The sequence below is a fragment of the Streptomyces sp. NPDC005551 genome (assembly GCF_042871785.1).
In the GTDB taxonomy this organism is placed as follows: Bacteria; Actinomycetota; Actinomycetes; order Streptomycetales; family Streptomycetaceae; genus Streptomyces.
In genome coordinates this window covers 710,600-734,739 of sequence record NZ_JBIAJE010000001.1, presented here as the reverse complement: position 1 = coordinate 734,739, position 24,140 = coordinate 710,600, and the positions used below count along the sequence as shown (strand labels likewise).

The window sequence follows — 24,140 nt, the reverse complement described above, 5'->3', positions numbered from 1 at the left end:
CCTTTCGGTCGGGAGTCGGCCGCCGCGGGTGCGGGCGCGCGGAGTCGGTCAGGGGTGCCGGACGAGGAGCTGCCCGGCCGGCTCGGTGAAGCGGCCGTCGGCCACGATGTGTTCGCCGCGCAGCCAGGTGGACTTGACGACGCCGCTGAGGGTCCTGCCCGCGTACGCGGTGACCCGGTTGCGGTGCTGGAGCCGGGCGGGGTCCACGGTGAACGTCTCGTCCGGGGCGAGGACGGCGAAGTCGGCGTCGCGGCCCGCCTCGATGGCGCCCTTCTGGCTCAGTCCGGCGAGCCGGGCCGTGCGGGTCGACATCCAGCGGACGACGTCCTCCAGCCCGTGGCCGCGGGTGCGGGCCGCCGTCCACACCGCGGGCAGGCTCAGCTGGAGGCCCGAGATGCCGCCCCACGCGGTGGCGAAGTCGTCGGTCTTGAGGTCGGCCGTGGAGGGCGAGTGGTCGGTGACCACGCAGTCGATGGTGCCGTCGGCGAGCGCCTGCCACAGCAGGTCCTGGTTGGCGGCCTCGCGGATCGGCGGGCAGCACTTGAACTCGCTGGCGCCGTCCGGGACTTCCTCGGCGGTGAGGGTGAGGTAGTGCGGGCAGGTCTCCACGGTGATCCGCACCCCCTCGGCCTTCGCCGCGGCGATCAGCGGCAGGGCGTCGCCGGACGAGAGGTGCAGCACGTGCACGCGCGCGTCGAGCCGCTTCGCCTGCGCGATGAGGTTCCCGATGGCGGTGTCCTCGGCGTCCCGGGGGCGCGAGGCGAGGAAGTCGGCGTACTTGCGGCCGCCCTTCTGCGGGGCCGCGGCGAGGTGGTGCGGATCCTCGGCGTGCACGATGAGGAGCCCGCCGAAGCCGGCGATCTCCGCGAGGGACTGGGCGAGCTGTTCCTGGTCGAGCTCCGGGAACTCGTCCACACCGGAGGGCGACAGGAACGCCTTGAAGCCGAAGACGCCCGCGTCGTGCAGGGGCCGCAGGTCCTTGACGTTGTCGGGCAGGGCACCGCCCCAGAACCCGACGTCGATGTGCGCCTTGGGGCGGGCGACGTCCTGCTTGGTGCGCAGGTTGCCGACCGTGGTGGTCGGCGGGAGGGAGTTGAGCGGCATGTCGACGAGGGTGGTGATGCCTCCGGCGGCCGCGGCGCGCGTCGCGGTCCAGAAGCCCTCCCACTCCGTGCGGCCGGGGTCGTTGACGTGCACGTGGGTGTCGACGAGCCCGGGCAGCAGGACGTCGTCGCCGAAGTCCTCCAGCCGGGCGCCGGGCGGTACCTCGGCGTCGTGCGCGCGTACGGCCGTGATCTTCCCGGCGGCGACCGCGACCGAGGCGGCGCGCGTCCCCTCCGGCGTGATGACGCGTGTCGAGCGCAGCACCAGTTCGACGTCGGACACCCGGACCCCTCTCTTTGCCGCTGGTCACTTCCGCGGGACGGAATTCAACGTTCTGTTGAAGGAGTCTTCACTCCCGCTCCCGCGCCGTCAAGGGTCCCCTTCTCCACTCTGTGCCCGGCCGCCCCTCTCTGTACGTTTCCACAAGGCGGAATTAATATTTCAGCAAGCAGAACGTAGCTACGCACAACCGGGGAGTCGGCCGACCGCCGGGTAGGCTGCGTCCCTGCCCGCCCGCCCTTGAAAGGACCGCGCCGTGCCGACGTCCAGCGCCAGCGACGCACCCGCACAAGCCGCCGCCAAGTCTTCCGCCGCCAGCGGTGGCGTCCAGTCCCTCGAGCGCGCCTTCGACCTGCTCGAACGGATGGCGGACGCGGGGGGCGAAGTCGGCCTGAGCGAGCTGTCCGCGAGCAGCGGGCTGCCGCTGCCCACCATCCACCGCCTGATGCGCACACTGGTCGCCTGCGGCTATGTGCGCCAGCAGCCCAACCGGCGCTACGCGCTCGGCCCCCGGCTCATCCGCCTCGGCGAGTCCTCGGCGCGGCTCCTCGGCACCTGGGCCCGCCCCCACCTCGCCCGGCTGGTCGAGGAGACCGGGGAGACGGCGAACATGGCGCTGCTGGACGGGGACGAGATCGTCTACGTCGCCCAGGTGCCGTCCAAGCACTCGATGCGGATGTTCACCGAGGTCGGCCGCCGGGTGCTGCCGCACTCCACGGGGGTGGGCAAGGCCCTGCTGGCGCACACGCCCGACGACGAGGTGCGCTCGCTGCTGGCCCGCACCGGCATGCCCGCCGCCACGGAGAAGACGATCACCACGCCGGACGGTTTCCTCGCCGCGCTGGAGGAGGTCCGCCGGATCGGGTACGCGGTCGACGACAACGAGCAGGAGATAGGAGTCCGCTGCCTCGCGGTCTCCGTACCGAACTCCCCCACCGCCGCCGCGATCTCGATCTCGGGCCCGGCGGGCCGCGTCACCGAGGCCGCCACGGAGAAGATCGTCCCCGTACTCCAGCAGGTGGCGGCGGAGCTGTCGGAGGTCCTGGCCAGCTCGGGCCCGCCCGCCTGACCTGCTCCCGCCCCCGTCTCCCCCACCGCGCCCGCCTCACCGAGCCGGGCGCGGTGGTGCGTCCCCACGACCCCGACTCCTCCCCGCAGCACGGGCCGGACGGAAATTCGCCGCGCGGACATCCCGCGCCCCGCACGGTTGTGGGGCAGGCCCGCGCCGTGTCGGGTATGCAGAGGGGATGACGGAGAAGAAGGAACCGGTCACGGGCCTGCTGCTGGCGGCCGGGGGCGGACGCAGGCTCGGGGGCCGGCCCAAGGCGCTGCTGTCGCACCGCGGACGCCCGCTCGTCGAACACGCGGTCGGGGTCCTGCGGGCGGGTGGATGCAGCCGCGTCCACGTGGTGCTGGGCGCGCGGGCCGCCGACGTCCGGGAGCAGGCCGTGCTGGACGGGTGCGCGCTCGTGGACAACCCCGGGTGGGAGGCCGGGATGGGCACGTCGCTGCGCGCCGGCCTCGAGTCGCTTGCGGACAGCGGAGCCGGGGCGGCCCTGGTCTCACTCGTCGACCAGCCGGGGATCGGACCCCGGGCGGTGGCCCGGGTCCTGGCCGCATACGCGTCGCCGGGGACGCTCGCCGCGGCGTCGTACGGCGGAGAGCGCGGCCATCCGGTGCTGTTCGGCGCCGGGCACTGGGCGGGCGTCGTCGCGTCCGCGACCGGGGACCGCGGGGCGCGCGCCTACCTCGCGGCCCATCGGGACGAGATCACGCTCGTCGAGTGCGGCGACGTGGCGCAGGCGTACGACATCGACACCGAGGCGGACCTCGTCCACCTGGAGTGAACGGGGTGGCACCGGGCGCCACCTTCTGTCGACCCGGAGAATCTCGATATCAACAAAGCATTGAACTTCCACCATGAGGAAACTAGTATCCACTGCTCAGAAGCGCCCGGTCGTTCCGAGGGCGCCGTCCGCCGCACCCCGGGCCCCTGGCACCCGGTGCCGCGGCGTACGCGCTCCTCACGTGGTTCGCCCGGGTGGTTCGTGAGAAGCCGTACCGCGTGAGAAGCCGTAACCCCCTCGTACGTAGCTCGCTGAAGGAAGTGACAGCTCATGTCCGCACCAGCGCCGTCCCCGCTGGCCATCGTCGACGCCGAGCCCCTGCCCCGGCAGGAGGAGGTCCTCACCGACGCGGCCCTCGCCTTCGTGGCCGAGCTGCACCGGCTGTTCACGCCCCGGCGTGACGAGCTCCTCGCCCGCCGCGCGGAGCGCCGCGCCGAGATCGCCCGCACCTGCACGCTCGACTTCCTCCCCGAGACCGCCGCGATCCGCGCGGACGACTCCTGGAAGGTGGCCCCCGCCCCGGCCGCGCTGAACGACCGCCGGGTCGAGATCACCGGCCCCACCGACCGCAAGATGACGATCAACGCCCTCAACTCGGGCGCCCGGATCTGGCTCGCGGACTTCGAGGACGCCTCCGCCCCCACCTGGGAGAACGTGATCCTCGGCCAGCTCAACCTGACCGACGCCTACGAGCGCCGCATCGACTTCACGGACGAGCGCACCGGAAAGTCGTACGCGCTGAAGGACAACGCCGAGCTGGCCACCGTCGTGATGCGTCCGCGCGGCTGGCACCTGAACGAGCGCCATCTCGTGGACGGCGACGGCACGCCGGTCCCCGGCGCGCTCGTCGACTTCGGCCTGTACTTCTTCCACAACGCGCGGCGGCTCCTCGACCTCGGCAAGGGCCCGTACTTCTACCTGCCGAAGACGGAGTCCCATCTGGAGGCGCGCCTGTGGAACGACGTCTTCGTCTTCGCGCAGGACCACGTCGGCATCCCGCGGGGCACCGTCCGCGCGACCGTCCTGATCGAGACGATCACGGCGGCGTACGAGATGGAGGAGATCCTCTACGAACTCCGCGACCACGCCTCCGGACTGAACGCGGGCCGCTGGGACTACCTCTTCTCGATCGTCAAGAACTTCCGTGACGGCGGCGCCAGGTTCGTCCTGCCGGACCGCAACGCGGTCACGATGACGGCCCCGTTCATGCGGGCGTACACCGAACTCCTCGTGCGTACCTGCCACAAGCGCGGAGCGCACGCGATCGGCGGCATGGCCGCGTTCATCCCCTCGCGCCGTGACGAGGAGGTCAACAAGGTCGCCTTCGAGAAGGTCAAGGCGGACAAGGACCGTGAGGCGGGCGACGGTTTCGACGGCTCCTGGGTCGCGCACCCCGACCTGGTCCCGATCGCCATGGAGTCCTTCGACAGGGTCCTCGGCGACCGGCCGAACCAGAAGGACCGGCTGCGCGAGGACGTGTCCGTGGCCGCCGGCGACCTGATCGCGATCGACTCGCTCGACGCCCGGCCCACGTACGAAGGCCTGGTCAACGCCGTCCAGGTCGGCATCCGGTACATCGAGGCCTGGCTGCGCGGTCTCGGCGCGGTCGCGATCTTCAACCTGATGGAGGACGCGGCGACCGCGGAGATCTCCCGCTCGCAGATCTGGCAGTGGATCAACGCGGGCGTCGAGTTCGAGAACGGCGAGAAGGCCACACCCGAGCTGGCCCGCCGGATCGCCGCCGAGGAACTGGCCGCCGTCCGGGCCGAGATCGGTGACGAGGCCTTCGCCGCCGGCAACTGGCAGCAGGCCCACGACCTGCTGCTCCAGGTGTCCCTGGACGAGGACTACGCGGACTTCCTGACCCTGCCGGCGTACGAGCGGCTCGCCGGCTGACTCCCCCGCACCGCACCGCGCCCCCGGTACCGCACAGCACCGGGGGCGCGGTCGGGTCCACGGGTCACCTCTCCGAGTGACCGAGGCTCTTTTTCGGTGCCACGCGGTCGCGGACCAGGCGCTTCACGGCCGTCGGCTCGGGGAAGCCCTGCTCACGGCGGTCCCAGACGACCTCGTCGTCCACCCGGACCACGAAGACGCCGCCCGTGCCGGGCTTCAGCGACAGCTCGGCCAGCTCCGTCTCGAAGGTGGTCAGCAGCTCCTGGGCGAGCCAGGCGGCCCGGGGCAGCCAGCGGCACTGGGTGCAGTACTCGATCTGGACGCGGTGCGGTGCGCTCACGGGGTCAGGGTTTCCTTTCGAGGTGCACGGACCAGTCCTGCTCGGCGGCCGGCTTCCCGTGCAGGTCCGGGACCCGCTTGAGCCAGTCCGGGCGGCCCCGCCGCGTCCTGGCGGCGCGGCGGGCGTCCTCGGCCGCCAGCTGTTCCCGGGTCGGGAAGCCGGTGGGCAGCCAGGCGGCGGAGGCCCGCACGCGGGCGGCGAGATAGCGGACGTAGGCCTCGCGGACCTCCTCCGGGCCGGTGAAACCGGGCTCGTCCGCGAGCCAGGCGTCCGGCACCCCGGCCGTGACGGTGCGCAGCAGTTCCTCGGTCACCCGGGGGGCGAGCTCGGCGTCCGCCGCCCGCAGGTCCGGCGCGAAGGCGCCGAGCGCGTGGTGGCGGAAGTCGTAGGCCTTCTCCGGCGCCGACGCGTCCCAGCGGTGGTGGAAGACGAGGGCCGCGCCGTGGTCGATCAGCCACAGGCGGGGCGGTGCGACGCCGAGCGTGGGCCAGATCATCAGATTCGAGCTGTGCACCGTCCGGTCGACGTTGGCCGTGAGGGCGTCCAGCCAGATCACCCGGCCCGCCTCCAGCGGGTCGACGGGGAACTCCGCGGCGATCTCCGGGGTGAAGTCCCGGCCGCCCGACAGGTAGTCCATGCCGAGGTTGAGTCCGGCGCTGGCCCGCAGCAGGTCCTGGACCTCCTGGTGCGGCTCGTGCGCGGCGATCGCGGGGTCGAAGTGCGCGAGGACCAGCTCGGGGATCCTGAGGCCGAGGGCGCGGCCCAGCTCCCCGACGATCACCTCGGCGACCAGCGCCTTGCGGCCCTGCGCGGAGCCGGTGAACTTCACGACGTACGTCCCGAGGTCGTCGGCCTCCACGACTCCGGGCACGGAGCCGCCCGCCCGCAGCGGGGTCACGTATCGGACGGCAGTCACTTCGCGCAGCACACGGCAACTGTAGATCAGCCGGTCGCGGGGGCCGCGGGCATTATCCGGGGCCCGGACCGAAGGCGTTCTCCGGTGGGCCGCCGGACGTGTCCCGGGCCAGCGGGTTCGGGAGCGGCAGATAGCGGGCGTCGGCGCCGTCGGCGCCCGTCCAGCGCAGCAGCAGGTTCGTCTTGCCGGGGAGGGCGGGGGCGGCGAGGAGTTCGCGGATCTCGGGGAGGCCGTGCTCGGTGTCGTAGCGGGTCAGCTCGCTCCGTACGGCGGGCCACGGGTCGGTGCCCGGGTGCCGTTCCGCGAGCAGGGCCGCGAGTTCGCTGAGGTGGTTGACCAGCAGGCAGTACACGAGCCGCTCCCATCCCGCGGCGCGGGACACCTCGCCCAGCAGCTTGACGCCCTCCGCGTCCCGGAACAGCGCCTGCACGGGCATGCCGTCCGCGTCCACGGCGACGAGCGTGTTCTGCAGGTGCGCTTCGAGGACGACGCCGTGGCGTGTGAACGCGTCGAGGACCGGTGGCACGACCTGGCGCAGGTACGCCGCCCACCAGGCGCGGGGGTCCTCGGTCCGGTCGAGGGGGCTGCCGTCGAACCCCTCCACCAGGGCGGCCGCGAGGAGCGGTGTCGCGCCGGGCAGGACGTGCCCGCGCAGTCCGTCGCGGACGAGGACGGCGAGTTCCTCGAAGGCGAAGTCGGCGGTGCGGTAGCCCCGGTCGGACAGCCAGGCGGCGGGCCCGTCCAGGGCGGCGAACGCGGAGGTGACCACCGCGTCCGTGCGGCGCAGTCTCAGCAGGTCGTGGCGCCACAGGCGGCGGATGTCGTTGGTGATGCGCACGTCGAGGCTGAACTTGAGGAAGAGGTCGTCCCCGGGGGCGTACAGCGTGCGCACGGCGGCCGTGGGCCACAGCGGGCGGGCGGTGCGGCCGAGGCGCAGGAGCCGGCCGTCCGCGAGGGCGTCCCGGATCTCGGGGCGGGCGGCGACCAGGTCGAACTGCCAGGGGTGCGCGGGCAACAGCCGGTAGCCGGCCGGGGCGGTGCCGAGGGCGTCGAGGGCCGCCGGGTCGCCGTCCTCGGCCACCGCGTCCGCACGCACGGCCAGCAGCTCCAGCGGGAAGCGGGCGTACGCCTCGGGCGCGTACGGCAGCCAGCCGGCGACCGGACCGCCGCCGCGCGCCTTCGGAGCGGGGTGGTGCGGATGGCCGGTGACCAGGGACTGCTCGGAGCGTTGGTACAGGTCGTCGGGCGGCCGCGTGCCCGCGCGGGCGGCGAGCAGCGCGGCGACGGCGTCGCGGCTGTCGGTCATCTCGGCGGGCAGTTCGGAGTTGGACAGGCCGGTGAGGCGGCGCAGCTCCTCGGCAGTGAGTTTCACCAGTTCGGCGTGGGTCAGCCGGTGCCAGGTGCCGTTCGCGCGGACCTCGGGGGACGCGGGCCGGCGGGTGCCGCGGACCCGCAGCAGCCGGCCGCAGGCGCGCAGCCGGTACACGCCGGGACCTCCCGCGGGCTCCGCGGCCTCGCGCAGCAGACAATTGAGCAGCGGCGCGGCGGCATACGCGTCGGCCGCCTCCGCCATGTCGTCCGGGGAGGGCCGGGGGTGCAGGGGATCCACGCCGTCCATTCGTTCCCCACGTTCCGTACGGTGCACTGTTCTCCGGTGATCAGTATGACCGTGTGTGATCAGCGCGCGTGCGCACGGGCGGTCCGTCCGTCGTCCGTCGCCGGTGGTCGCGACGCCGTCCCCGTACCCAAGGAGCCCGACCGTGCACCGTCCCTCCCGGCCCGAGGCCGAGTTCGCCGCCGACCTGGACGCCGTACGCCCCGATCTGTCGGCGCCGTACGCGGCGGAGCTGCCGGGTGCGCGGGCGGCAGTCCTGTCGCGGCTGTGGCGCGCGCTGGTCCATGAGCCGCTGCCGTGGGTCGACGGCCGGGAGCGGGGCCGCGACGACGTCACGGTCCGGCTCGCCGACGGGCGCCGGCTGTGCGGGCCGCCCGCCGACCCCTACGCGACCAGCGCGTACGCGCCCGAAGTCCGGCTCGACGGACAACCGTACGACCGTCCGGACGAGCTGATGGCCGCCCTGGGAGTGGCTCACGGGAGCGACTTCGCGGCCGAACTCGCGCACAGCGTCGCCTCATTGGCGCTGTCGCGGGCCGGCCGGCCGGCCGTGGAGCGGCCCGCGGAGACCGGCTGGGAGTGGGAGCAGCGGGTGGTGGACGGCCACCCGTACCACCCCAACTGCCGTTCGCGGCCCGGATTCTCGGTGGCCGAGCAGCTCGCGTACGGGCCCGAGCACGGGCCGTTGGTGGAACTGCGGTCGGCGGCCGTGGACGACTGTCTCGTCACCGGCGAGTGGCCGGAGTGGCTGCGGGACGGCAGGCGCGTCCTGATCCCGGTCCATCCCTGGCAGGCGGATCACGTGCTCGACACCCCGAGCCACAAGGGGCCCGTCGCCCATCCGCTGATGTCGCTGCGCACCCTCGCCCTCCCGGACGGGCCGCACGTCAAGACCGCCCTGAGCGCGCGGCTCACCTCCTCCGTGCGGGACATCTCGGTCTACTCGATCACGACGTCCGGGACCGTCTCGGCGTTCATGGAGAGCGTCGCGGCGCGCACGGACGGCCTGCTCGACGTCACCCGTACGCTCGGCGCGGCCACTGCCGGGTCCCCGGACCTGGCCGCCGTGGTGCGCGAGTCCCCCGAGACGTACGCGCGCGAGGGCGAGCGGGTCGTCCCGGTGGGCGCCCTCGCGACCACCGGGCTGCCCGGGTCGGCGGCCTGGCTCGCCGATCTCACCCGGCTCGCGCTGACCGCCTGTCTGCGCCTGCTCGACCTGGGCGTCGCCCTGGAGGCGCACGGCCAGAACCTCCTCGTCGTCCTCTCCCCCACGGGCGCCCCGCTGCGGCTCGTCTACCGGGATCTCGCCGACATCCGCGTCAGTCCCGCCCGCCTCGCCCGCCACGGCATCGCGGCGCCGGAGCTGTCCGGACGGATCGTCACGGACGACGAGACCGCCCTGCGCCGCAAGCTGTTCGGCTCGCTCGTCGGCGGCGCGCTCGGCGCGACGGCGGGTTCCTCCGCCGTGCTGCGCGAGGCCCTGTCCACAGCCGTACGGGAACTGCCGCGCACTCCGGACCTCGTCGCGCTGCTCGAAGAACCGCTGCCCACGAAGGCGTTGACCCTGATGCGGCTGTCCCCGGGCACCTCCGGCGATCTGTGGGCGCGGCTGCCCAACCCGGTCTCCGGCGCGGGCGCCGCGACCCGCTCGTTCTGACCCGCTCGTTTTGAAGCGCGGCACCTTTGATCAATAGGATCCGCCGATGATCACAAGACAACGGCTGGCGGCGGGAATCTGCACCCTGCTCGCCGCCCTGACGGCCGGGGCCGCCTTCCCGGCCGGAGCGGCCGCCGGTGAACCGGCGGAGCAGGCCGCTCCCAAGGTCGAACTCGTGCTGGACGTCAGCGGTTCGATGCGGGCCCGGGACATCGACGGCGGGTCGCGGATGGCCGCGGCCAAGCAGGCCTTCAACGAGGTGCTCGACGCGACCCCCGAGGAGGTCCGGCTCGGCATACGCACACTCGGCGCCAACTACCGCGGCGACGACCGGAAGACGGGCTGCAAGGACACCGAACAGCTCTACCCGGTGGGGCCGCTGGACCGGACCGAGGCCAAGACCGCCGTCGCGACGCTCGCGCCGACCGGCTGGACGCCGATCGGGCCCGCGCTGCGCAAGGCGGCCACCGACCTGGACGGCGGTGAGGGCACCCGGCGCATCGTCCTCATCAGCGACGGCGAGGACACCTGCCAGCCGCTGGACCCCTGCGAGGTGGCCCGTGAGATCGCCGCCAAGGGCATCGGTCTCACCATCGACACGCTCGGGCTCGTGCCCGACGCCAAGACCCGCGACCAGCTCAGCTGCATCGCGGACGCCACCGGAGGTACGTACACCTCCGTCCGGCACAAGGAGGAACTGTCCGACCGTGTCGGCCAGTTGGTGGAGCGGGCCGCCGACCCGGTGGTGACGCCGGTCGCCGTGGACGGCGCCGACGCCTGCGCGAAGGCGCCGACGCTGAAGTCCGGCCTCTACACCGACCGCGAGGAGTTCGGGCAGCACCGCTGGTACCGCGTGGACGTCGAGCCCGGCAAGGAGCTGCGCGCCTCCGTGAGCGTGGCCGCCGACCGACAGGTCAACCCGGACCACGGGGTGCTGCTGCGCGCGGTGACCGTGCACGGGCGGGAGATCGTCCGCGGCGAGGCGGCGGGCAACGGCCGCACCGACGTCGTGTCGACCGGCCTGCGCTACCCGAAGGCCGGGAGCGACGACGAGGACGCGCCCGCCGAGGCCGTGTGCCTCCAGGTGTCCCACTCCTTCTCGGCCGCCGGTGGCGTGAAGACCTCGCCCGGCCTGCCCCTCGAGCTGACGGTCGACGTCGTCGACGGGCCCGACGGAGCGGACGACGTGGCCGCCTTCGGGCTCGGGCGCGGCTGGTGGCTGCTCGGCGCCCTGGTGCTCACCGGCTTCCTCGCGGGTGTGCTGTGGGGCTGGATCTCCCGCTGGCGGGTCGCGGTCTGGAGGACCAACTGATGCGTATCGCACGTGTACTGACCGCGGCACTGTTCATGCTCGGCGTCGCCGTGTCCCCGGCGCTCGCCGACTCCACGCCCTCGGCGAGCCCGTCGGCCGACGGTGACGCGCCCACGGAGGCCGGTACGTCGTTCCGTACGGCGACCGAGATCGACCAGGGCCAGGAGGCCACGGCGGGCGGGTCCACCGGCGACTACCTGTACTGGTCGTACCCGGCGGACGCGGGACAGCGGCCCACCGTGCAGGCGACGGTGAAGCTGCCCGAGGCGTCCACCCGGCACGCCGCCCAGACCTGGCAGATCGACGTGTACGACGGGCTGCGGCGCAGGCAGGCGTGCCAGTACGGGGCGCAGACGCGCACGGCCGCGCAGGACGCGGCGACGGTGGAGCTGTCGTGCACCCTGCGCACGGTCCGTGCCTGGTCCGAGACGTGGGCCAACGACCCGCTGCCCGGCACGTACTACGTCCGGCTGACCGTCCTGGACCTCCAGGTGTCCGACCTGGGGCTCCCGGTCGACGCGGAGGTCCGGGTCGACGCCAAGGACATCGGCGGCTCCGCCGCGGTGGACGGGTCGCTCGGCCGGCCGCTCGTCCCCGGGATCGCGACCGCGTCCGAGGGGTCCGGCGACGCGGAGGACTCCGACTCGCCGACGGCCGTGCTGTCGTCGATCGAGCCCGACGACGGGTGGGCCTCCGGCTGGTGGACCGACCGGTGGGCGTGGACCGCGGCCGGGGGCGTCCTGGCGGCGCTCGCCGGGGTCGGCGGGTACACGCTGACGCGCGGCTCGGGCCGGCCGTCCCGGGTGCCGCCGGGCGCCTGACCGCCGGAACCTCCCCGCGGGAGACGCCAGGCCCGCCGCGCCCCTGGGCGCGGCGGGCCTCCGTACGTACCCGGTCCCCGGCCCCGCGGTCCTGTGACCCGGCGGCTTCGCGGCCCGGCGGCCCGGCAACTCCGTGACCCGGCGGCTTCGCGGTGCTGTGGTCCGGCAACTCCGTGGCCCGGCGGCCCAACGCGGGAGCCTGCCAACCGGCGCCCGGGGAAGGCCCCTGGGTGTCACTCGCCCCGCAGGGCCTTGGCCAGCACGCCCTCGCCCGTGACCTCCACCAGGCCGTCGAGCACTGCCTGGCGGAGCGTCAGTTCGCCCTGGCTCAGGACGGTGCACGTCCGCGCGTCGAGGGTGAGCCCGGTGTCGGGCTCCGCGGGCGCGGGCCCCTCCCCGTACACCGGGCCCTCCCCGGCTCCCACCCGGACGTGGAACTCCCCCTCTTCCAGACGCACTTGGACCAGCCCGTCACCCTCACCCGCCAGGCAGCGCAGCAGTGGCAGCGCGAACCAGTGCGCGCGGACCGCGTCCGTGGGCCGGCGCTCCTGGAGCGCGGGCGCACCCCACTCCCCGAGCGCCTGGAGCACGGGCAGCAACTGCCGCCCACGCGAGGTGAGTTCGTACACGTACGCCGCACTCGGCGGCGGCAGGCGGCGCCTCGTCGTCAGCCCGTCGCGCTCCATGTCCTTGAGCCGGGAGGCAAGGACGTCCGTGCTGACGCCCGGCAGATCCGCGTGCAGATCGGTGTAACGGCGCGGCCCGGCGAGCAGTTCGCGGACGATCAGGAGGGTCCAGCGGTCACCGACGGCATCGAGGGCCCGGGCAGCGGAACAGTACTGGTCGTAGCTTCGGCGAGGTGACATGCGACGCAGTCTAGACATGTTGTTGGACTTTCCAAGGACTTACTTGGTAAAACCAAGCAACACCACAACACGGAGGTGCGCACCGCATGGAGTTCCGGCAGTCGAGCAAGCTCAGCGAGGTCTGTTACGAGATCCGTGGTCCGGTGATCGAGCACGCCAACGCCCTGGAGGAGGCAGGCCACAGCGTGCTGCGCCTCAACACCGGCAACCCCGCGCTCTTCGGCTTCGAGGCGCCGGAGGAGATCGTCCAGGACATGATCCGGATGCTCCCCCAGGCGCACGGCTACACCGACTCGCGCGGCATCCTCTCCGCCCGCCGCGCGGTCGCCCAGCGCTACCAGGAGCGGGGCCTGGACGTCGGCGTGGACGACGTCTTCCTCGGCAACGGCGTCTCCGAGCTGGTCTCCATGGCGGTCCAGGCCCTGCTGGAGGACGGCGACGAAGTCCTCATCCCCGCCCCGGACTTCCCGCTCTGGACGGCCGTGACGACCCTCGCCGGCGGCACGGCGGTGCACTACCTGTGCGACGAGCAGTCGGAGTGGTACCCCGACCTCGCCGACATGGAGTCGAAGATCACCGACCGGACCCGGGCCGTCGTGATCATCAATCCGAACAACCCCACCGGCGCCGTCTACCCGAAGGAGATCGTCGAGGGCATCCTCGACCTGGCCCGCCGCAACGGCCTGATGGTGTTCGCGGACGAGATCTACGACCAGATCCTGTACGACGACGCCGTGCACCACAGCGCGGCGGCCCTCGCGCCCGACCTGGTGGTCCTCACCTTCTGCGGCCTGTCGAAGACCTACCGCGTCGCCGGGTTCCGCTCGGGCTGGCTGGTCGTGACCGGGCCCAGGCAGCACGCGCGCAGCTATCTGGAGGGGCTGACGATGCTCGCCTCCATGCGGCTGTGCGCCAACGCGCCCGCCCAGTACGCCATCCAGGCCGCGCTCGGCGGCCGCCAGTCCATCCACGAACTGACGGCCCCCGGCGGCCGGCTGCGCGAACAGCGCGACCGTGCCTGGGAGAAGCTCAACGAGATCCCGGGCGTCTCCTGCGTCAAGCCGAAGGGCGCGCTGTACGCGTTCCCCCGCCTCGACCCCGCGGTGCACCGGATCCACGACGACGAGAAGTTCGTCCTCGACCTGCTGCTGCGCGAGAAGATCCAGGTCGTCCAGGGAACCGGCTTCAACTGGCCCCGCCCCGACCACTTCCGCATCCTCACCCTGCCGCACGCCGACGACCTGGACGCGGCGATCAGCCGCATCGGGCGCTTCCTGAGCGGCTATCGCCAGTAGCGCGCGCCTCGCTCACCGGGTGAGGGGTTCCCGTCCGCGCCGAGCCGCCGTCTGGCGGAGCCGGTGCTGCGCGCCGCCGGGGCCGGTGGCACCGTACGGGGAGAGCGACGGGAAGGTGTGGGCGATGGGCGATGTGCTTCTGGTGCGGCACGGTGAGACCGAGTGGGCGCTCACCGGCCGGCACACCGGCCTGACGGACGTCACGCTGACCGAGAAGGGCCGCGAGCAGGCGCGCGTCGTCGCGCCCCTCATCGGCTCGCACCGCATCGGCACCGCGTTCGTCAGCCCCTTGCGCCGGGCGCGGGAGACGGCGGAGCTCGCGGGGCTCGACGACGTAAGGATCGACGCCGACCTGCGGGAGTGGGACTACGGCGGCTACGAGGGCATGACGACCGTCGAGATCCAGCGCACCCGGCCCGGCTGGTTCCTCTTCCGGGACGGGGTGACGCCGGGGCCGCCGGAACGTCCCGGCGAGAGTCCCGAGCAGGTCGGGGAGCGTGCGGACCGGATGCTCGCCAAGGTGGACGCGGCGCTCGCCAACACGGAGGGCAGTGTCGTGCTGGTCGCCCACGGGCACTTCCTGCGGGTCCTCACCGCGCGGCGCCTCGGGCTGCCGCCGTCGGGCGGTGCGCTGTTCCTGCTGGCCACCGGAACCGTCTGCCGGCTCAGCACGGAGCACGGGCGCCCGGTCGTCGCGAGCTGGAATGTCAGACCCCCCTCGTAGTCTTCGGGAGTGCCGGTGCCCGCGTGGGCCGGTGACGGTTTCCGTGCCCGCGCGGGCCGGCGACTCGACAGCGCCGGGCCCGGTCCGGGGCCGGCCGAGGGGAGGGAGCGCGCCGTGACTCGACCGCCGACCGCCGCCCAGCTGCGCGTCATGGGCGCCGCGGACCCCGTGACGGGGCGGCTGCGGGGCACCGAGACCCAGCTTGCCGCGCTGGTGAAGCGAGGGCTCGCCTTCCGGCACCCGAGACCGCCGCACGACCACTTCCTGACGCCCGCCGGTCACCGGGTGCGCGAGGAGGAGCCCGCGGCCGGGGAGACGCCCGCCGTCCCCGTCACGGCCTCCCCCGTCGCGGGTGCCTCCGTCACGGGTGCCTCCGGGGTCTTCGCCGCGCGGATCGGCGGCGAGGAGGACGCCGCGCCGGGCCCAGCCCGCGCCCGTGAGGTGCACAGCGCCTGGCAGGGGCTCCTGGAGCTGCGCCGGATGACCGGTCCCGGCGGCGCCACCGACCGGCCCTGCGGCTGGGAGCGCGCCCATCTGGTGCAGGCCGCCGCCCTCGCCCTGGAGGCGGCGGGCCACCCCCCGGACGGCGCGGCGGGCCCCGGCTACCGGGTCCGGGCCACTCCGCAGCCGGAGGCCGTCGCCGTGCGCGATCCGGACCCCGGGCGGCTGCGGTCCTGCGCGGCCACCCTGGAGAGCGCGGGCTGGCAGGTCAGCACGCACACGGAGCCGCGCACGCGGGAGCAGTACGTACTGGCCTCACCACGGCGCGCGTGAGGCCGGCACGGTCGCGCCGGGTGTGACTCCCGGGCCCCGGAATGGCCTGTGGGGCGGGGAAGTTGTGACCAGTGAGACCCGGGCACAGGCGTTCGCCCGCCCGGGTGCGTCCGACCGTCGTGAAGGGGAAGTCGTGGCAGAGCCGTTTTCCGTGGGAGTGACCGTCCGCGGGTACGAGACCGACGTGCAGGGGCACCTCAATCAGAGCGTGTACCTCCAGTACGCCGAGCACGCCCGGTGGTCGCTGCTCCAGGCGGCCGGGATCCGGCAGACCGATCTGATGGCCGAGGGTGTGGGGCCGGTCGCCCTGGAGACGACCATCCGCTATCTGCGGGAGCTGCGCGCCGGGGACGAGACCGAGGTGACGTGCGTCTTCGTCTGGGGCGAGGGCAAGACGTTCCGGATCGAGCAGACGATCCGCAGGCTGGACGGCACGGTGGCCGCCGAACTGACCGGTGTCGGCGGACTGATGGACCTGACGAAGCGCAAGCTGGTCGCCGACCCGCGCGCGTACTTCCGCACCCTGGCCGACGACCCCGCCCGGTTCGGCCTCTGACCGCCCGGAGCGCGCTCGAGCGTGGCGGGCGACTCACGTGCCAGGGTCCGCCGGGCCAAGTCGCGCCCGGCTCACCGCCCTTGACGGGTATACGTCACTCACAAAGTCTGGTAGGAAACCTTCCTAACAGTTCGTGAACGACGTACTCCCCACACTGGAGGCACCGTGCACACCCCCCACATACACACCTCACGCCGCACCTTGCTCGCACTGTTGGGCGCTTCCCTCGTGGCGGCCCCGGTGGTCGCGACCCAGACGGCGACGGCCGCGGCGGTCGGCCTCGACGACCCGGCGAAGAAGGAGATCGCCATGAAGCTGGTCTCCAGCGCGGAGAACTCCTCGCTGGACTGGAAGGCGCAGTACAGGTACATCGAGGACATCGGCGACGGGCGCGGCTACACCGCCGGGATCATCGGCTTCTGCTCGGGCACCGGCGACATGCTCGACCTCGTCGAGCTCTACGCCCGGCGCAAGCCGGGCAACGTGCTCGCCAGGTACCTGCCCGCCCTGCGCGAGGTGGACGGCACCGACTCCCACGACGGACTGGACCCGAACTTCCCCGGCGACTGGCGCAGGGCCGCCCAGGACACGGTGTTCCAGCAGGCCCAGAACGACGAGCGCGACCGGGTGTACTTCAACCCGGCCGTCCGGCAGGGCAAGGCCGACGGCGTCGGCGTCCTCGGCCAGTTCGCGTACTACGACGCCATCGTGATGCACGGCGACGGCGGCGACAGCACCAGCTTCGGCAGCATCCGCCGACGGGCGCTGGCCAGGGCCAAGCCGCCGGCCCAGGGAGGCGACGAGGTGACGTACCTGAACGCGTTCCTCGACGCGCGCGTCTGGGCGATGAAGCAGGAGGAGGCCCACTCGGACACGAGCCGCGTCGACACCGCCCAGCGGGTCTTCCTGCAGAAGCGGAACCTGAACCTGGACCCGCCGCTGGACTGGAAGGTCTACGGGGACAGCTTCCACATCGGCTGACCGAACCGCCCGGGGCCGGCGCGGCCGAGGGACTGGACGCCTACGACGACGGTCCCGCCTTCGGCCCCGCCGAGGAGCCCCGACGGCACAGGGCGCGGCACACCCGACGTGCCGCGCCCTCCGTGTGCCCCGGGTGCCCCGCGTGCCCCGCGTGCTCCGCGTGCCCCGGGTGCTCCGTGTGTTTGAGGCTCCGTGTGCCGGGGCCGTCGGTCAGTGGGCCGGGGCCGTCTTGCCCGCCCGTCCCCCGCCGAGTTCCTCACCGGCCTCCATGGGATGGGTGACGTCCTCCGCGTCCGCGTTCCTGCCGAGATGGTTGAAGACCAGGTTCAGGACCACGGCCGCCACACATCCGGTCGAGATCCCCGAGTCCAGGACGATCTTCGCCGTCTCCGGGAAGGCGTGGTAGAACTCCGGCGCGGTGATCGGGATGATGCCGACGGCCAGCGACACGGCGACGATCAGGACGTTGTTGTCCTTCTCCAGGCCGGCCCGTACCAGGGTCTGGATGCCGCTCGCGGCGACCGAGCCGAACAGGACGACGCCCGCGCCGCCGAGCACCGGCCGGGGCACGACCGCGATGAGCGAGGCGGCCATCGGACACAGGCCCATCAGCACCAGGAAACCGCCGCCGGTGGCGACGACGTACCGGCTGCGGACCTTCGTCATGGCGACGAGTCCGATGTTCTGTGCGAAGGCGCTGCACATGAAACCGTTGAAGAGGGGGCTCAGCGCCGAACCGAGGGTGTCGGCGCGCAGACCCGCCGCGATGGTCTTCTCGTCGGCCGGCCGCTCGACGATCTCGCCCAGCGCCAGCATGTCCGCGGTCGACTCGGTCATCGAGACCACCATCACCACGCACAGCGAGAGGATCGCGGCGACCTGGAACTGCGGGGCGCCGAAGTGGAACGGGGTCGGGAAGCCCACCACGTCCGCGTCGGCGACCGGCCCGAAGTCCGTGACGCCGAACGGGATCGCGACGAGCGTGCCCAGCACCAGGCCGAGCAGGACGGCGATCTGCTTGACGAAGCCCCGCGTGAAGCGGCGCAGCAGCAGCACCATGGCGAGGGTCGCGGCCGCGAGGCCGAGGTAGGTCGTCGAGCCGTAGTCGTGGGCCGTCGGGTCGGGCCCCTGGGCCCAGCCGAAGGCGACGGGCAGCAGGGATATCCCGATCAGCGTGATCACCGTGCCGGTGACGACGGGCGGGAAGAAGCGGACCGCCTTGCAGAACACCGGCGCGGCCAGGAAGCCGAGGAGGCCCGCGACGATGACCGCGCCGAAGATGATCGGCAGGGCGTCGCGCTTGTCGTCGGTGGAGGCGACGACCGCGGTCATCGGCGCGACACCGGCGAAGGTGACGCCGTTGACGAACGGCAGCCGGGCGCCGATCTTCCAGATGCCGAGCGTCTGGAGAAAGGTGGCGAGTCCCGCGGTGAACAGGCACGCGCCGGTCAGGAAGGTCAGCTCGGTGGCGGACAGGCCGACCGCCGCTCCGACGATCAGGGGTGGGGCGACCACTCCCGCGTACATGGCGGCCACGTGCTGGAGGCCGCTGGTCGCCATCTTCAGGGGCGGGAGCTTCTCGTCAACCGGATGCGTCGGCTGACCAGTGGGGACTGCATCGGTGCTGGGCGCGGGCTGGGCGGCCACGGCGGCTCCTCCGGTCGGTTACGCGTCCGCCACGGCGGCGACGCGGGTTTCAGGGAGGTGATGCGCGGTCGTGCGGGACCGGGACGATACGTCAGGGAGAGGGGAAATCCCCGGCGTTGGCCGTCGCGAGGCTCCGGTTCACCGGCGGCTTCGCGACGGAGACCGTTCCGGGGAGCGCACGTCCACGCGCGCTCCCCGGACACGGCCACCACGGACCCCGCTCGGGTCCATGGCCACCGGCCGAGGGCCGTCCCCCTCGGCCGGAGATCTGTGGTTGTCAGGCCTGCGCGGCGATCCGCGCGAGGCGCTGCGCCTCGGCCCGCGTGGAGCGGGCGACGGCGTCCTCGTCGACGTTCAGGAGCCGGCTGTCCTCGACGACCGGCCTGCCGTTGACGAGCGAGAGGGTGACCGGGGCCGCCGCGCCGAAGACCAGCGCGGTCACCGGGTCGGCGATCGAGGCGTGGGCCAGGGTGTCCAGCTTCCACAGCACCAGGTCGGCGAGCTTGCCCGCCTCCAGGGAGCCGATCTGGGTGGCCCGGCCGAGGACCTGGGCGCCGCCGTAGGTGCCGAGGCGCAGCGCCTGGCGGGCGTTCAGGGCGGCCTCGCGGTGGGCGCCGAGGCGGTTGATCAGCAGGGCGTTGCGCAGTTCGGTGTGCAGTTCGCCCGACTCGTTGGACGCCGTGCCGTCGACGCCGAGGCCGACGGGGACGCCGGCCGCGAGCATGTCGGGGACGCGCGCGATGCCGGCCGCCAGGCGGGCGTTGGACGAGGGGCAGTGGGCCACGCCGGTCTTCGTGCGGGCGAAGGCGGCGATGTCGGAGTCGTTCATGTGGACGCAGTGCGCCATCCACACGTCCTCGCCGAGCCAGCCGGTGGACTCGAAGTACTCGGTCGGGCCCATGCCGAACAGTTCCTTGCAGAACTGCTCCTCCTCCACGGTCTCTGAGCCGTGCGTGTGCAGCCGTACGCCCTTGCGGCGGGCCAGTTCGGCGCCCTGCCGCATGAGTTCGGTGGAGACGGAGAAGGGGGAGCAGGGCGCGACGGCGATCTGGGTCATGGCGTCGAAGGACGCGTCGTGGTGCTCGTCGATGGTCGCCTCGGTGGCGGCCAGCGCCCCTTCGAGGGTCTCGACGGCGAAGTCGGGCGGCAGCCCGCCGTCCTTCTCACTGCGGTCCATCGAGCCGCGGGCGAGGGTGAAGCGGACGCCCGTCTCGCGCGCCGCCCCGATGATGGCGCCGGACAGGTCGCCGGAACCCTTCGGGAAGACGTAGTGGTGGTCCATGGCGGTGGTGACACCGCCGCGGGCCATCATGGCGAGGGAGCCCTGCGCGGCGGCGTACGCCATCTTCTCGTCGATGCGCGCCCAGGTCGGGTAGAGCGCCACGAGCCAGTTGAAGAGGTTGTGGTCCGTGGCGAGGCCGCGGGTGATCCACTGGTAGAAGTGGTGGTGGGTGTTGACCAGGCCCGGGGTCGCCAGGTGCCCGGTTCCGTCGATGCGACGGACCACGTTCTCCGGGTTCTCGGGGGCCTTTCCGGCACCCACCGACTCGATCCTGTTGCCGGCGACGACGATGTGGCCCGAGGCGTACTCGGTGTCGCCCGCGTCCACGGTCGCGATGGCGCAGTTCTCGATGACGATGCGCTCGACTGCCACGGCGGTTCCTCGTTCTTCCCATCGGCGGACGGACCCGGGGGTCGAGCGGGGTGACGACCGGGTCCGTGGTGCTGTTGTTGCGCAGATGCCCCCGCTCTCCCCCTGGGATGTCGACGCCGGCGCACGCGTCGGGGGCGGTGGTACCGCGGCGGCCCTCGTCGGCCGCCGGCGCGGTACTACAGGTTGGTGAGGTCCACCGGGATGTGCGGCTCGCAGCCGTCGCGCAGGATGGTGGCCTCGATGAGGCCGTACGGGCGGTCGGCCGCGTAGTAGACCTCGTTGTCGTTCTTGAGGCCGAAGGGCTCCAGGTCGACGAGGAAGTGGTGTTTGTTCGGCAGCGAGAAGCGGACCTCGTCGATCTCACTGCGGTGGTTGATGATGCGCGAACCCATCTGGTACAGGGTCTGCTGGAGCGACAGCGAGTACGTCTCCGCGAAGGCCTGGAGCATGTGCTTGCGGACCTGCTCGTACGACTTCTCCCAGTGGGGCATCCGCTGCTCGTCGTCGGTCCAGTTGAACCGCCAGCGCGCGGACACCTGCGTCGCCAGGATGCGGTCGTAGGCCTCCTTGAGCGTCGTGTATTTGTCCTTGACGTAGCCCCAGAACTCGGAGTTCGTCGAGTTCATCACGACCAGGTCCTTGAGGCCCGAGACGACCTCCCACTTCTCACCGTCGAAGGTGATCTGGGTGACCCGGGTCTCCTGCCCCTTGCGCACGAAGGAGTGGTTGACCTCGTCGGCGCCGATGAACCGCGAGTTCGCGTCCGACGTCGCGATGCGGTCCCAGGCGTACTCCTCGATGCGGATGCGCGCCCGGTGGATCGGCTCCTGCGAGGTGACGAAGTGCCGCGCGAGGTGGATGCCGAATTGCTCGGCGGACTCGATGCCGTACTCCTTGGCGAAGGCGTACACCGTGTTCTTGGTGGTGTCCGTCGGCAGGACGTTCGCGTTCGAGCCCGAGTAGTGCACGTCGTCCATGTCGCCGCTCAGCGCGACGGAGACGTTCAGGTCCTTGATGTGGTGCGTGTCGCCGTCACGCGTGATCTTCACGACGCGGTTCTCGGCCTTGCCGTACTGGTTCTGTCCCAGCATCGTCATGCGGGCAGGGCGGGATCGGTCTGTCATGTCTGCTAGCTCCCTCGGTAAACGGAGTAGCCGAACGGGTTGAGCAGCAGCGGTACGTGGTAGTGCTCGCCCGGTACGACGGCGAAGGTGATCGCCACCTCGGGGAAGAACGCACCGCTGTCCCGATTCGCGGGGGCGTCCTGCTGCGCATCGGCTTGCTTCTTCTCGAAGTACGGCTCGACGGCGAAGTCGAGCCGTACGTGGGTCGTCCCCTCCGGCAGCGCCGGCAGGTCCTTGCACCGTCCGTCCGCGTCCGTCGCGGAACCGCCGAGCGGGCGCCAGTCCGCTTCGCGTCCGCCGCGGGCGGCGAGACGGACGGCGACGCCCCCGGCGGGGCGCCCTGCGCTGGTGTCCAGGATGTGGGTGGACACGGAGGCCGTGCTGTCGGTGCTCATGCCTGCTCTTCCTGTACGAGGCCGGTCAGCCGGATGCGGTTGATCTTTCCCAGTTCGGTGCGGACGATCTCCCGCTCCCGCTCGGGCGAGTTGCCGATCCGCTCCCTGACCGCGTCGCGCATCTGCTCGCCGGTCCGGCCGGTGGCGCAGACGAGGAAGACGTGGCCGAACCTCTCCTGGTACTCCAGGTTCAGTTCGAGCATCTCCCTCTTCAGCTCCTCGGAGGCACCGGCCATGCCGCGCTGCTCCCGCGAGGAGGTCGGGTCCCCCGGCTTGGGGCGCCCGATCGGCGGGTGCCCGGCCATCGCCTCCGCCAGGTCCGCGGGGGTCAGCTCGGCCGTGGCGGCGTCGCTCGCGGCGAAGAGGTCGTCGGCGGTGGCGTAGGGGCGGCGGGCGAGCAGGGTGCGCGCCCACGCCGTGGAGGCGCAGACCTCGTGGAGGGCGGCGCGAGCCGCGTGTTCCTCCAGGGCGTTGAACCGGGCGAGGCCGCCGGGTGTCGTACTCGAAGTCACGGGAAGCCTCCGTGGCCTTGTGCTGGACGGGCTGCGGACAGCTAACGCCCTCGGAAACACCACGTCAACACTTTGTTGAAAAATGCGGGTAACAAAAACCGCCGTCCGGGGGACACGGACGGCGGCTCACCACGGGCGGGGCGACCGGGGCCGAGTCGGCCACGTTTCCCCTGGTCAGAACTTCGCACCCGGCAACGTGGTCAGGATTCCTTCTCGCGGTTCAGGTAGTTGTAAACGGTGAAGCGGCTGACGCCCAGCGCGCTCGCGACGGTCTCCACGCCGTGGCGCACCGAGAAGGCGCCCCGGGCTTCCAGTATCGCCACGACCTCCTGCTTGGCCTTGCGGTCGAGCTCGGCCAGGGGCCTGCCCCGCTTGCGTTCGAGGGCGGCGAGGATGTGGTCCAGCGAGTCGGCGAGCTGCGGCAGCCGTACGGCGACGACGTCCGCACCCTCCCAGGACAGCACGACGTCGTCGGCGCCGGCCTCCCCGGGCGCCAGCATCTCGCCGCCCATGGCGTCGACCAGCGGCTTGACCGCCGTGACGAAGGGGTCGTCCCCGATACCGGTCACTTATCGCCCTCCCCGACCACGTTGACCTGGAGCGAGACCCGGGTGGCGCCCGCCTCCAGGGACCTGCGCAGCAGGGCGCCGACGGCGGTGAGGACCTCGTCGGCGGCACCCTCCGCGGTGTTGCCGAACGGGCCGACGTCCACGGCGTCCAGCTCGGCCGCCTCGACGACCTCACGGGCGACCAGCGCGTGCCGCGGCGCCTCGTCGAGGTCGAAGGGCTCGGTCGTGAACTCCACTCTCAATCGCACCCGCTCAACCTACTGCGCGGTGTCGATTTTCCGGCAGCCCCCTCTTGACAAGGCACGACACCCGGCGGCAATCTTCCATTAAGCAGAAACGAACTTCCGCAATACGGAATATCGATACGGAAGGGAGCGCCGACCCCATGGGATTCGCAGAGCAGCGCTTCAACGTCAACCTGTCGATCCTCTTCACGGAACTCCCGCTCCTGGAGCGCCCCGCGGCCGCCGCCGCGGCGGGCTTCACCGCGGTCGAGCTGTGGTGGCCCTGGGTCGACTCCCCCACCCCCGAGCAGTCCGTGCTCGACGCCCTGAGGAAGGCGATCGAGGACGCGGGCGTCCGGCTGACGGGCCTGAACTTCTACGCCGGGCAGCTGCCCGGCCCGGACCGGGGCGCTCTGTCGCTCCCCGGCGCGGAGTCGGAGAAGTTCCGCGCCAACATCGACGTGGCCGCCGCGTTCGCCGAGTCGCTCGGCTGCACGGCGCTGAACGCCCTGTACGGCAACCGCGTCGAGGGCGTGGACCCGGCCGAGCAGGACGCGCTCGCCCTGGAGAACCTGGCGCTCGCCGCGCGGGCCGCCGACCGGATCGGCGCGATTCTCCTGATCGAGACACTCAACGAGCCGGAGTCGCCGCGCTATCCGCTGGTCTCCGCCCCGGCGGGCGTGGGCGTGGTCGACAAGGTCAACGCGGCGACGGGACTCGGCAACGCCAGGTTCCTCATGGACCTGTACCACCTGTCGATGAACGGCGAGGACCTGCCGTCGGTGATCGAGCGGTACGCCGACCGGACCGGGCACGTGCAGATCGCCGACAACCCGGGCCGCGGCGCGCCCGGCACCGGCTCCCTCCCGCTGGAGGACCTCCTCGACCGGCTCGCGAAGGCCGGGTACGACGGCTGGGTCGGACTGGAGTACAAGCCGGGCGACCGGCCGAGCGCGGAGGCCTTCGACTGGCTCCCGCGCGAGGGCCGCGCGGCCCGCTGACCACCGCCGCACGGCACGCCCGGACGCACGG

At 72.4% G+C, this 24,140-nt stretch carries 24 protein-coding genes; 12 read left to right on the top strand and 12 right to left on the bottom strand.

Annotated elements, in window-relative coordinates; genetic code table 11:
- Positions 1-48: 48 nt before the first annotated feature.
- Entirely contained in the window at positions 49-1,386 is a 1,338-nt protein-coding gene (allB, locus tag ACFYP4_RS03245) for an allantoinase AllB (RefSeq protein ID WP_388782316.1), read from the bottom strand.
- Between the two features lie 253 nt (positions 1,387-1,639).
- On the opposite strand from allB, the gene ACFYP4_RS03240 reads away from it, so the two are divergent.
- The 3 genes from ACFYP4_RS03240 to aceB all read left to right on the top strand — a co-directional run bounded on the left by ACFYP4_RS03240 (position 1,640) and on the right by aceB (position 5,126).
- Positions 1,640-2,452, top strand: a complete 813-nt coding sequence (locus ACFYP4_RS03240) for an IclR family transcriptional regulator (RefSeq protein WP_358851552.1) — start codon at positions 1,640-1,642, stop codon at positions 2,450-2,452.
- Positions 2,453-2,630: 178 nt separating this feature from the next.
- Positions 2,631-3,230: a nucleotidyltransferase family protein gene (locus ACFYP4_RS03235; RefSeq protein WP_358851553.1), complete on the top strand. Its 600-nt coding sequence runs from the start codon at positions 2,631-2,633 to the stop codon at positions 3,228-3,230.
- Between the two features lie 270 nt (positions 3,231-3,500).
- Positions 3,501-5,126, top strand: coding sequence for a malate synthase A (gene aceB / locus ACFYP4_RS03230; RefSeq protein ID WP_388782312.1), 1,626 nt, complete (start codon positions 3,501-3,503; stop codon positions 5,124-5,126).
- A 64-nt stretch (positions 5,127-5,190) separates the two neighbouring features.
- Here the strand turns inward: aceB and ACFYP4_RS03225 are convergent, their stop codons facing one another.
- From ACFYP4_RS03225 to ACFYP4_RS03215, 3 genes are read right to left on the bottom strand one after another with little or no spacing between them, the layout of a single operon-like run.
- Entirely contained in the window at positions 5,191-5,466 is a 276-nt protein-coding gene (locus tag ACFYP4_RS03225; RefSeq protein ID WP_358851555.1) for a SelT/SelW/SelH family protein, read from the bottom strand.
- A gap of 4 nt (positions 5,467-5,470) precedes the next feature.
- Positions 5,471-6,394: a HipA family kinase gene (locus tag ACFYP4_RS03220; protein WP_358851556.1), complete on the bottom strand. Its 924-nt coding sequence runs from the start codon at positions 6,392-6,394 to the stop codon at positions 5,471-5,473.
- A gap of 40 nt (positions 6,395-6,434) precedes the next feature.
- Positions 6,435-8,000 (bottom strand): IucA/IucC family protein, encoded by a 1,566-nt coding sequence (locus ACFYP4_RS03215; protein ID WP_358851557.1) that lies wholly within the window; start codon positions 7,998-8,000, stop codon positions 6,435-6,437.
- 142 nt (positions 8,001-8,142) lie between these two features.
- On the opposite strand from ACFYP4_RS03215, the gene ACFYP4_RS03210 reads away from it, so the two are divergent.
- From ACFYP4_RS03210 to ACFYP4_RS03200, 3 genes are read left to right on the top strand one after another with little or no spacing between them, the layout of a single operon-like run.
- Complete coding sequence (locus ACFYP4_RS03210; RefSeq protein ID WP_358851558.1) at positions 8,143-9,654, top strand: IucA/IucC family protein; 1,512 nt, start codon at positions 8,143-8,145, stop codon at positions 9,652-9,654.
- 46 nt (positions 9,655-9,700) lie between these two features.
- On the top strand, positions 9,701-10,966 hold the full coding sequence (locus ACFYP4_RS03205; RefSeq protein WP_388782307.1) for a VWA domain-containing protein: 1,266 nt from the start codon (positions 9,701-9,703) through the stop codon (positions 10,964-10,966).
- Positions 10,966-11,787, top strand: a complete 822-nt coding sequence (locus ACFYP4_RS03200; RefSeq protein ID WP_388782304.1) for a hypothetical protein — start codon at positions 10,966-10,968, stop codon at positions 11,785-11,787. Before ACFYP4_RS03205 ends, ACFYP4_RS03200 begins: the two co-directional genes overlap by 1 nt.
- A 233-nt stretch (positions 11,788-12,020) precedes the next feature.
- Here ACFYP4_RS03200 and ACFYP4_RS03195 read toward each other — a convergent pair whose 3' ends face one another.
- Positions 12,021-12,653, bottom strand: a complete 633-nt coding sequence (locus tag ACFYP4_RS03195) for a winged helix-turn-helix transcriptional regulator (protein ID WP_388782301.1) — start codon at positions 12,651-12,653, stop codon at positions 12,021-12,023.
- Between the two features lie 86 nt (positions 12,654-12,739).
- On the opposite strand from ACFYP4_RS03195, the gene ACFYP4_RS03190 reads away from it, so the two are divergent.
- The 5 genes from ACFYP4_RS03190 (at position 12,740) to ACFYP4_RS03170 (ending at position 16,983) form a co-directional block, all read left to right on the top strand.
- Positions 12,740-13,948 (top strand): pyridoxal phosphate-dependent aminotransferase, encoded by a 1,209-nt coding sequence (locus ACFYP4_RS03190; protein ID WP_358851562.1) that lies wholly within the window; start codon positions 12,740-12,742, stop codon positions 13,946-13,948.
- 124 nt (positions 13,949-14,072) lie between these two features.
- On the top strand, positions 14,073-14,672 hold the full coding sequence (locus ACFYP4_RS03185; protein ID WP_358851563.1) for a histidine phosphatase family protein: 600 nt from the start codon (positions 14,073-14,075) through the stop codon (positions 14,670-14,672).
- Between the two features lie 114 nt (positions 14,673-14,786).
- Entirely contained in the window at positions 14,787-15,446 is a 660-nt protein-coding gene (locus ACFYP4_RS03180; RefSeq protein ID WP_358851564.1) for a hypothetical protein, read from the top strand.
- A gap of 133 nt (positions 15,447-15,579) precedes the next feature.
- Complete coding sequence (locus ACFYP4_RS03175) at positions 15,580-16,002, top strand: acyl-CoA thioesterase (RefSeq protein ID WP_358851565.1); 423 nt, start codon at positions 15,580-15,582, stop codon at positions 16,000-16,002.
- A 165-nt stretch (positions 16,003-16,167) separates the two neighbouring features.
- A complete protein-coding gene (locus tag ACFYP4_RS03170; RefSeq protein ID WP_358851566.1) occupies positions 16,168-16,983 on the top strand; it encodes a chitosanase in 816 nt (271 codons plus the stop codon).
- Between the two features lie 210 nt (positions 16,984-17,193).
- Here the strand turns inward: ACFYP4_RS03170 and ACFYP4_RS03165 are convergent, their stop codons facing one another.
- The 7 genes from ACFYP4_RS03165 to ACFYP4_RS03135 form a co-directional block, all read right to left on the bottom strand.
- Positions 17,194-18,543, bottom strand: coding sequence for a nucleobase:cation symporter-2 family protein (locus ACFYP4_RS03165; RefSeq protein WP_388782698.1), 1,350 nt, complete (start codon positions 18,541-18,543; stop codon positions 17,194-17,196).
- Positions 18,544-18,907: 364 nt separating this feature from the next.
- Positions 18,908-20,284 (bottom strand): 8-oxoguanine deaminase, encoded by a 1,377-nt coding sequence (locus ACFYP4_RS03160; RefSeq protein ID WP_358851567.1) that lies wholly within the window; start codon positions 20,282-20,284, stop codon positions 18,908-18,910.
- A 176-nt stretch (positions 20,285-20,460) separates the two neighbouring features.
- Entirely contained in the window at positions 20,461-21,408 is a 948-nt protein-coding gene (gene pucL / locus ACFYP4_RS03155; protein ID WP_388782294.1) for a factor-independent urate hydroxylase, read from the bottom strand.
- Between the two features lie 5 nt (positions 21,409-21,413).
- The gene (gene uraH / locus ACFYP4_RS03150; protein WP_358851569.1) at positions 21,414-21,803 is read right to left on the bottom strand and encodes a hydroxyisourate hydrolase; all 390 of its coding nucleotides are present in this window, start codon (positions 21,801-21,803) and stop codon (positions 21,414-21,416) included.
- Positions 21,800-22,315 carry a 2-oxo-4-hydroxy-4-carboxy-5-ureidoimidazoline decarboxylase gene (gene uraD / locus ACFYP4_RS03145; RefSeq protein ID WP_358851570.1) on the bottom strand — a complete coding sequence of 172 codons (516 nt, stop codon included), beginning with the start codon at positions 22,313-22,315 and terminating at the stop codon, positions 21,800-21,802. Before uraD ends, uraH begins: the two co-directional genes overlap by 4 nt.
- A 200-nt stretch (positions 22,316-22,515) precedes the next feature.
- A complete protein-coding gene (locus tag ACFYP4_RS03140) occupies positions 22,516-22,884 on the bottom strand; it encodes a helix-turn-helix domain-containing protein (RefSeq protein ID WP_358851571.1) in 369 nt (122 codons plus the stop codon).
- Positions 22,881-23,132, bottom strand: coding sequence for a hypothetical protein (locus ACFYP4_RS03135; RefSeq protein WP_358851572.1), 252 nt, complete (start codon positions 23,130-23,132; stop codon positions 22,881-22,883). The genes ACFYP4_RS03140 and ACFYP4_RS03135 overlap by 4 nt, the downstream gene beginning before the upstream one ends.
- A gap of 137 nt (positions 23,133-23,269) precedes the next feature.
- On the opposite strand from ACFYP4_RS03135, the gene ACFYP4_RS03130 reads away from it, so the two are divergent.
- Positions 23,270-24,109 carry a TIM barrel protein gene (locus tag ACFYP4_RS03130; RefSeq protein ID WP_358851573.1) on the top strand — a complete coding sequence of 280 codons (840 nt, stop codon included), beginning with the start codon at positions 23,270-23,272 and terminating at the stop codon, positions 24,107-24,109.
- Positions 24,110-24,140 lie beyond the last annotated feature (31 nt).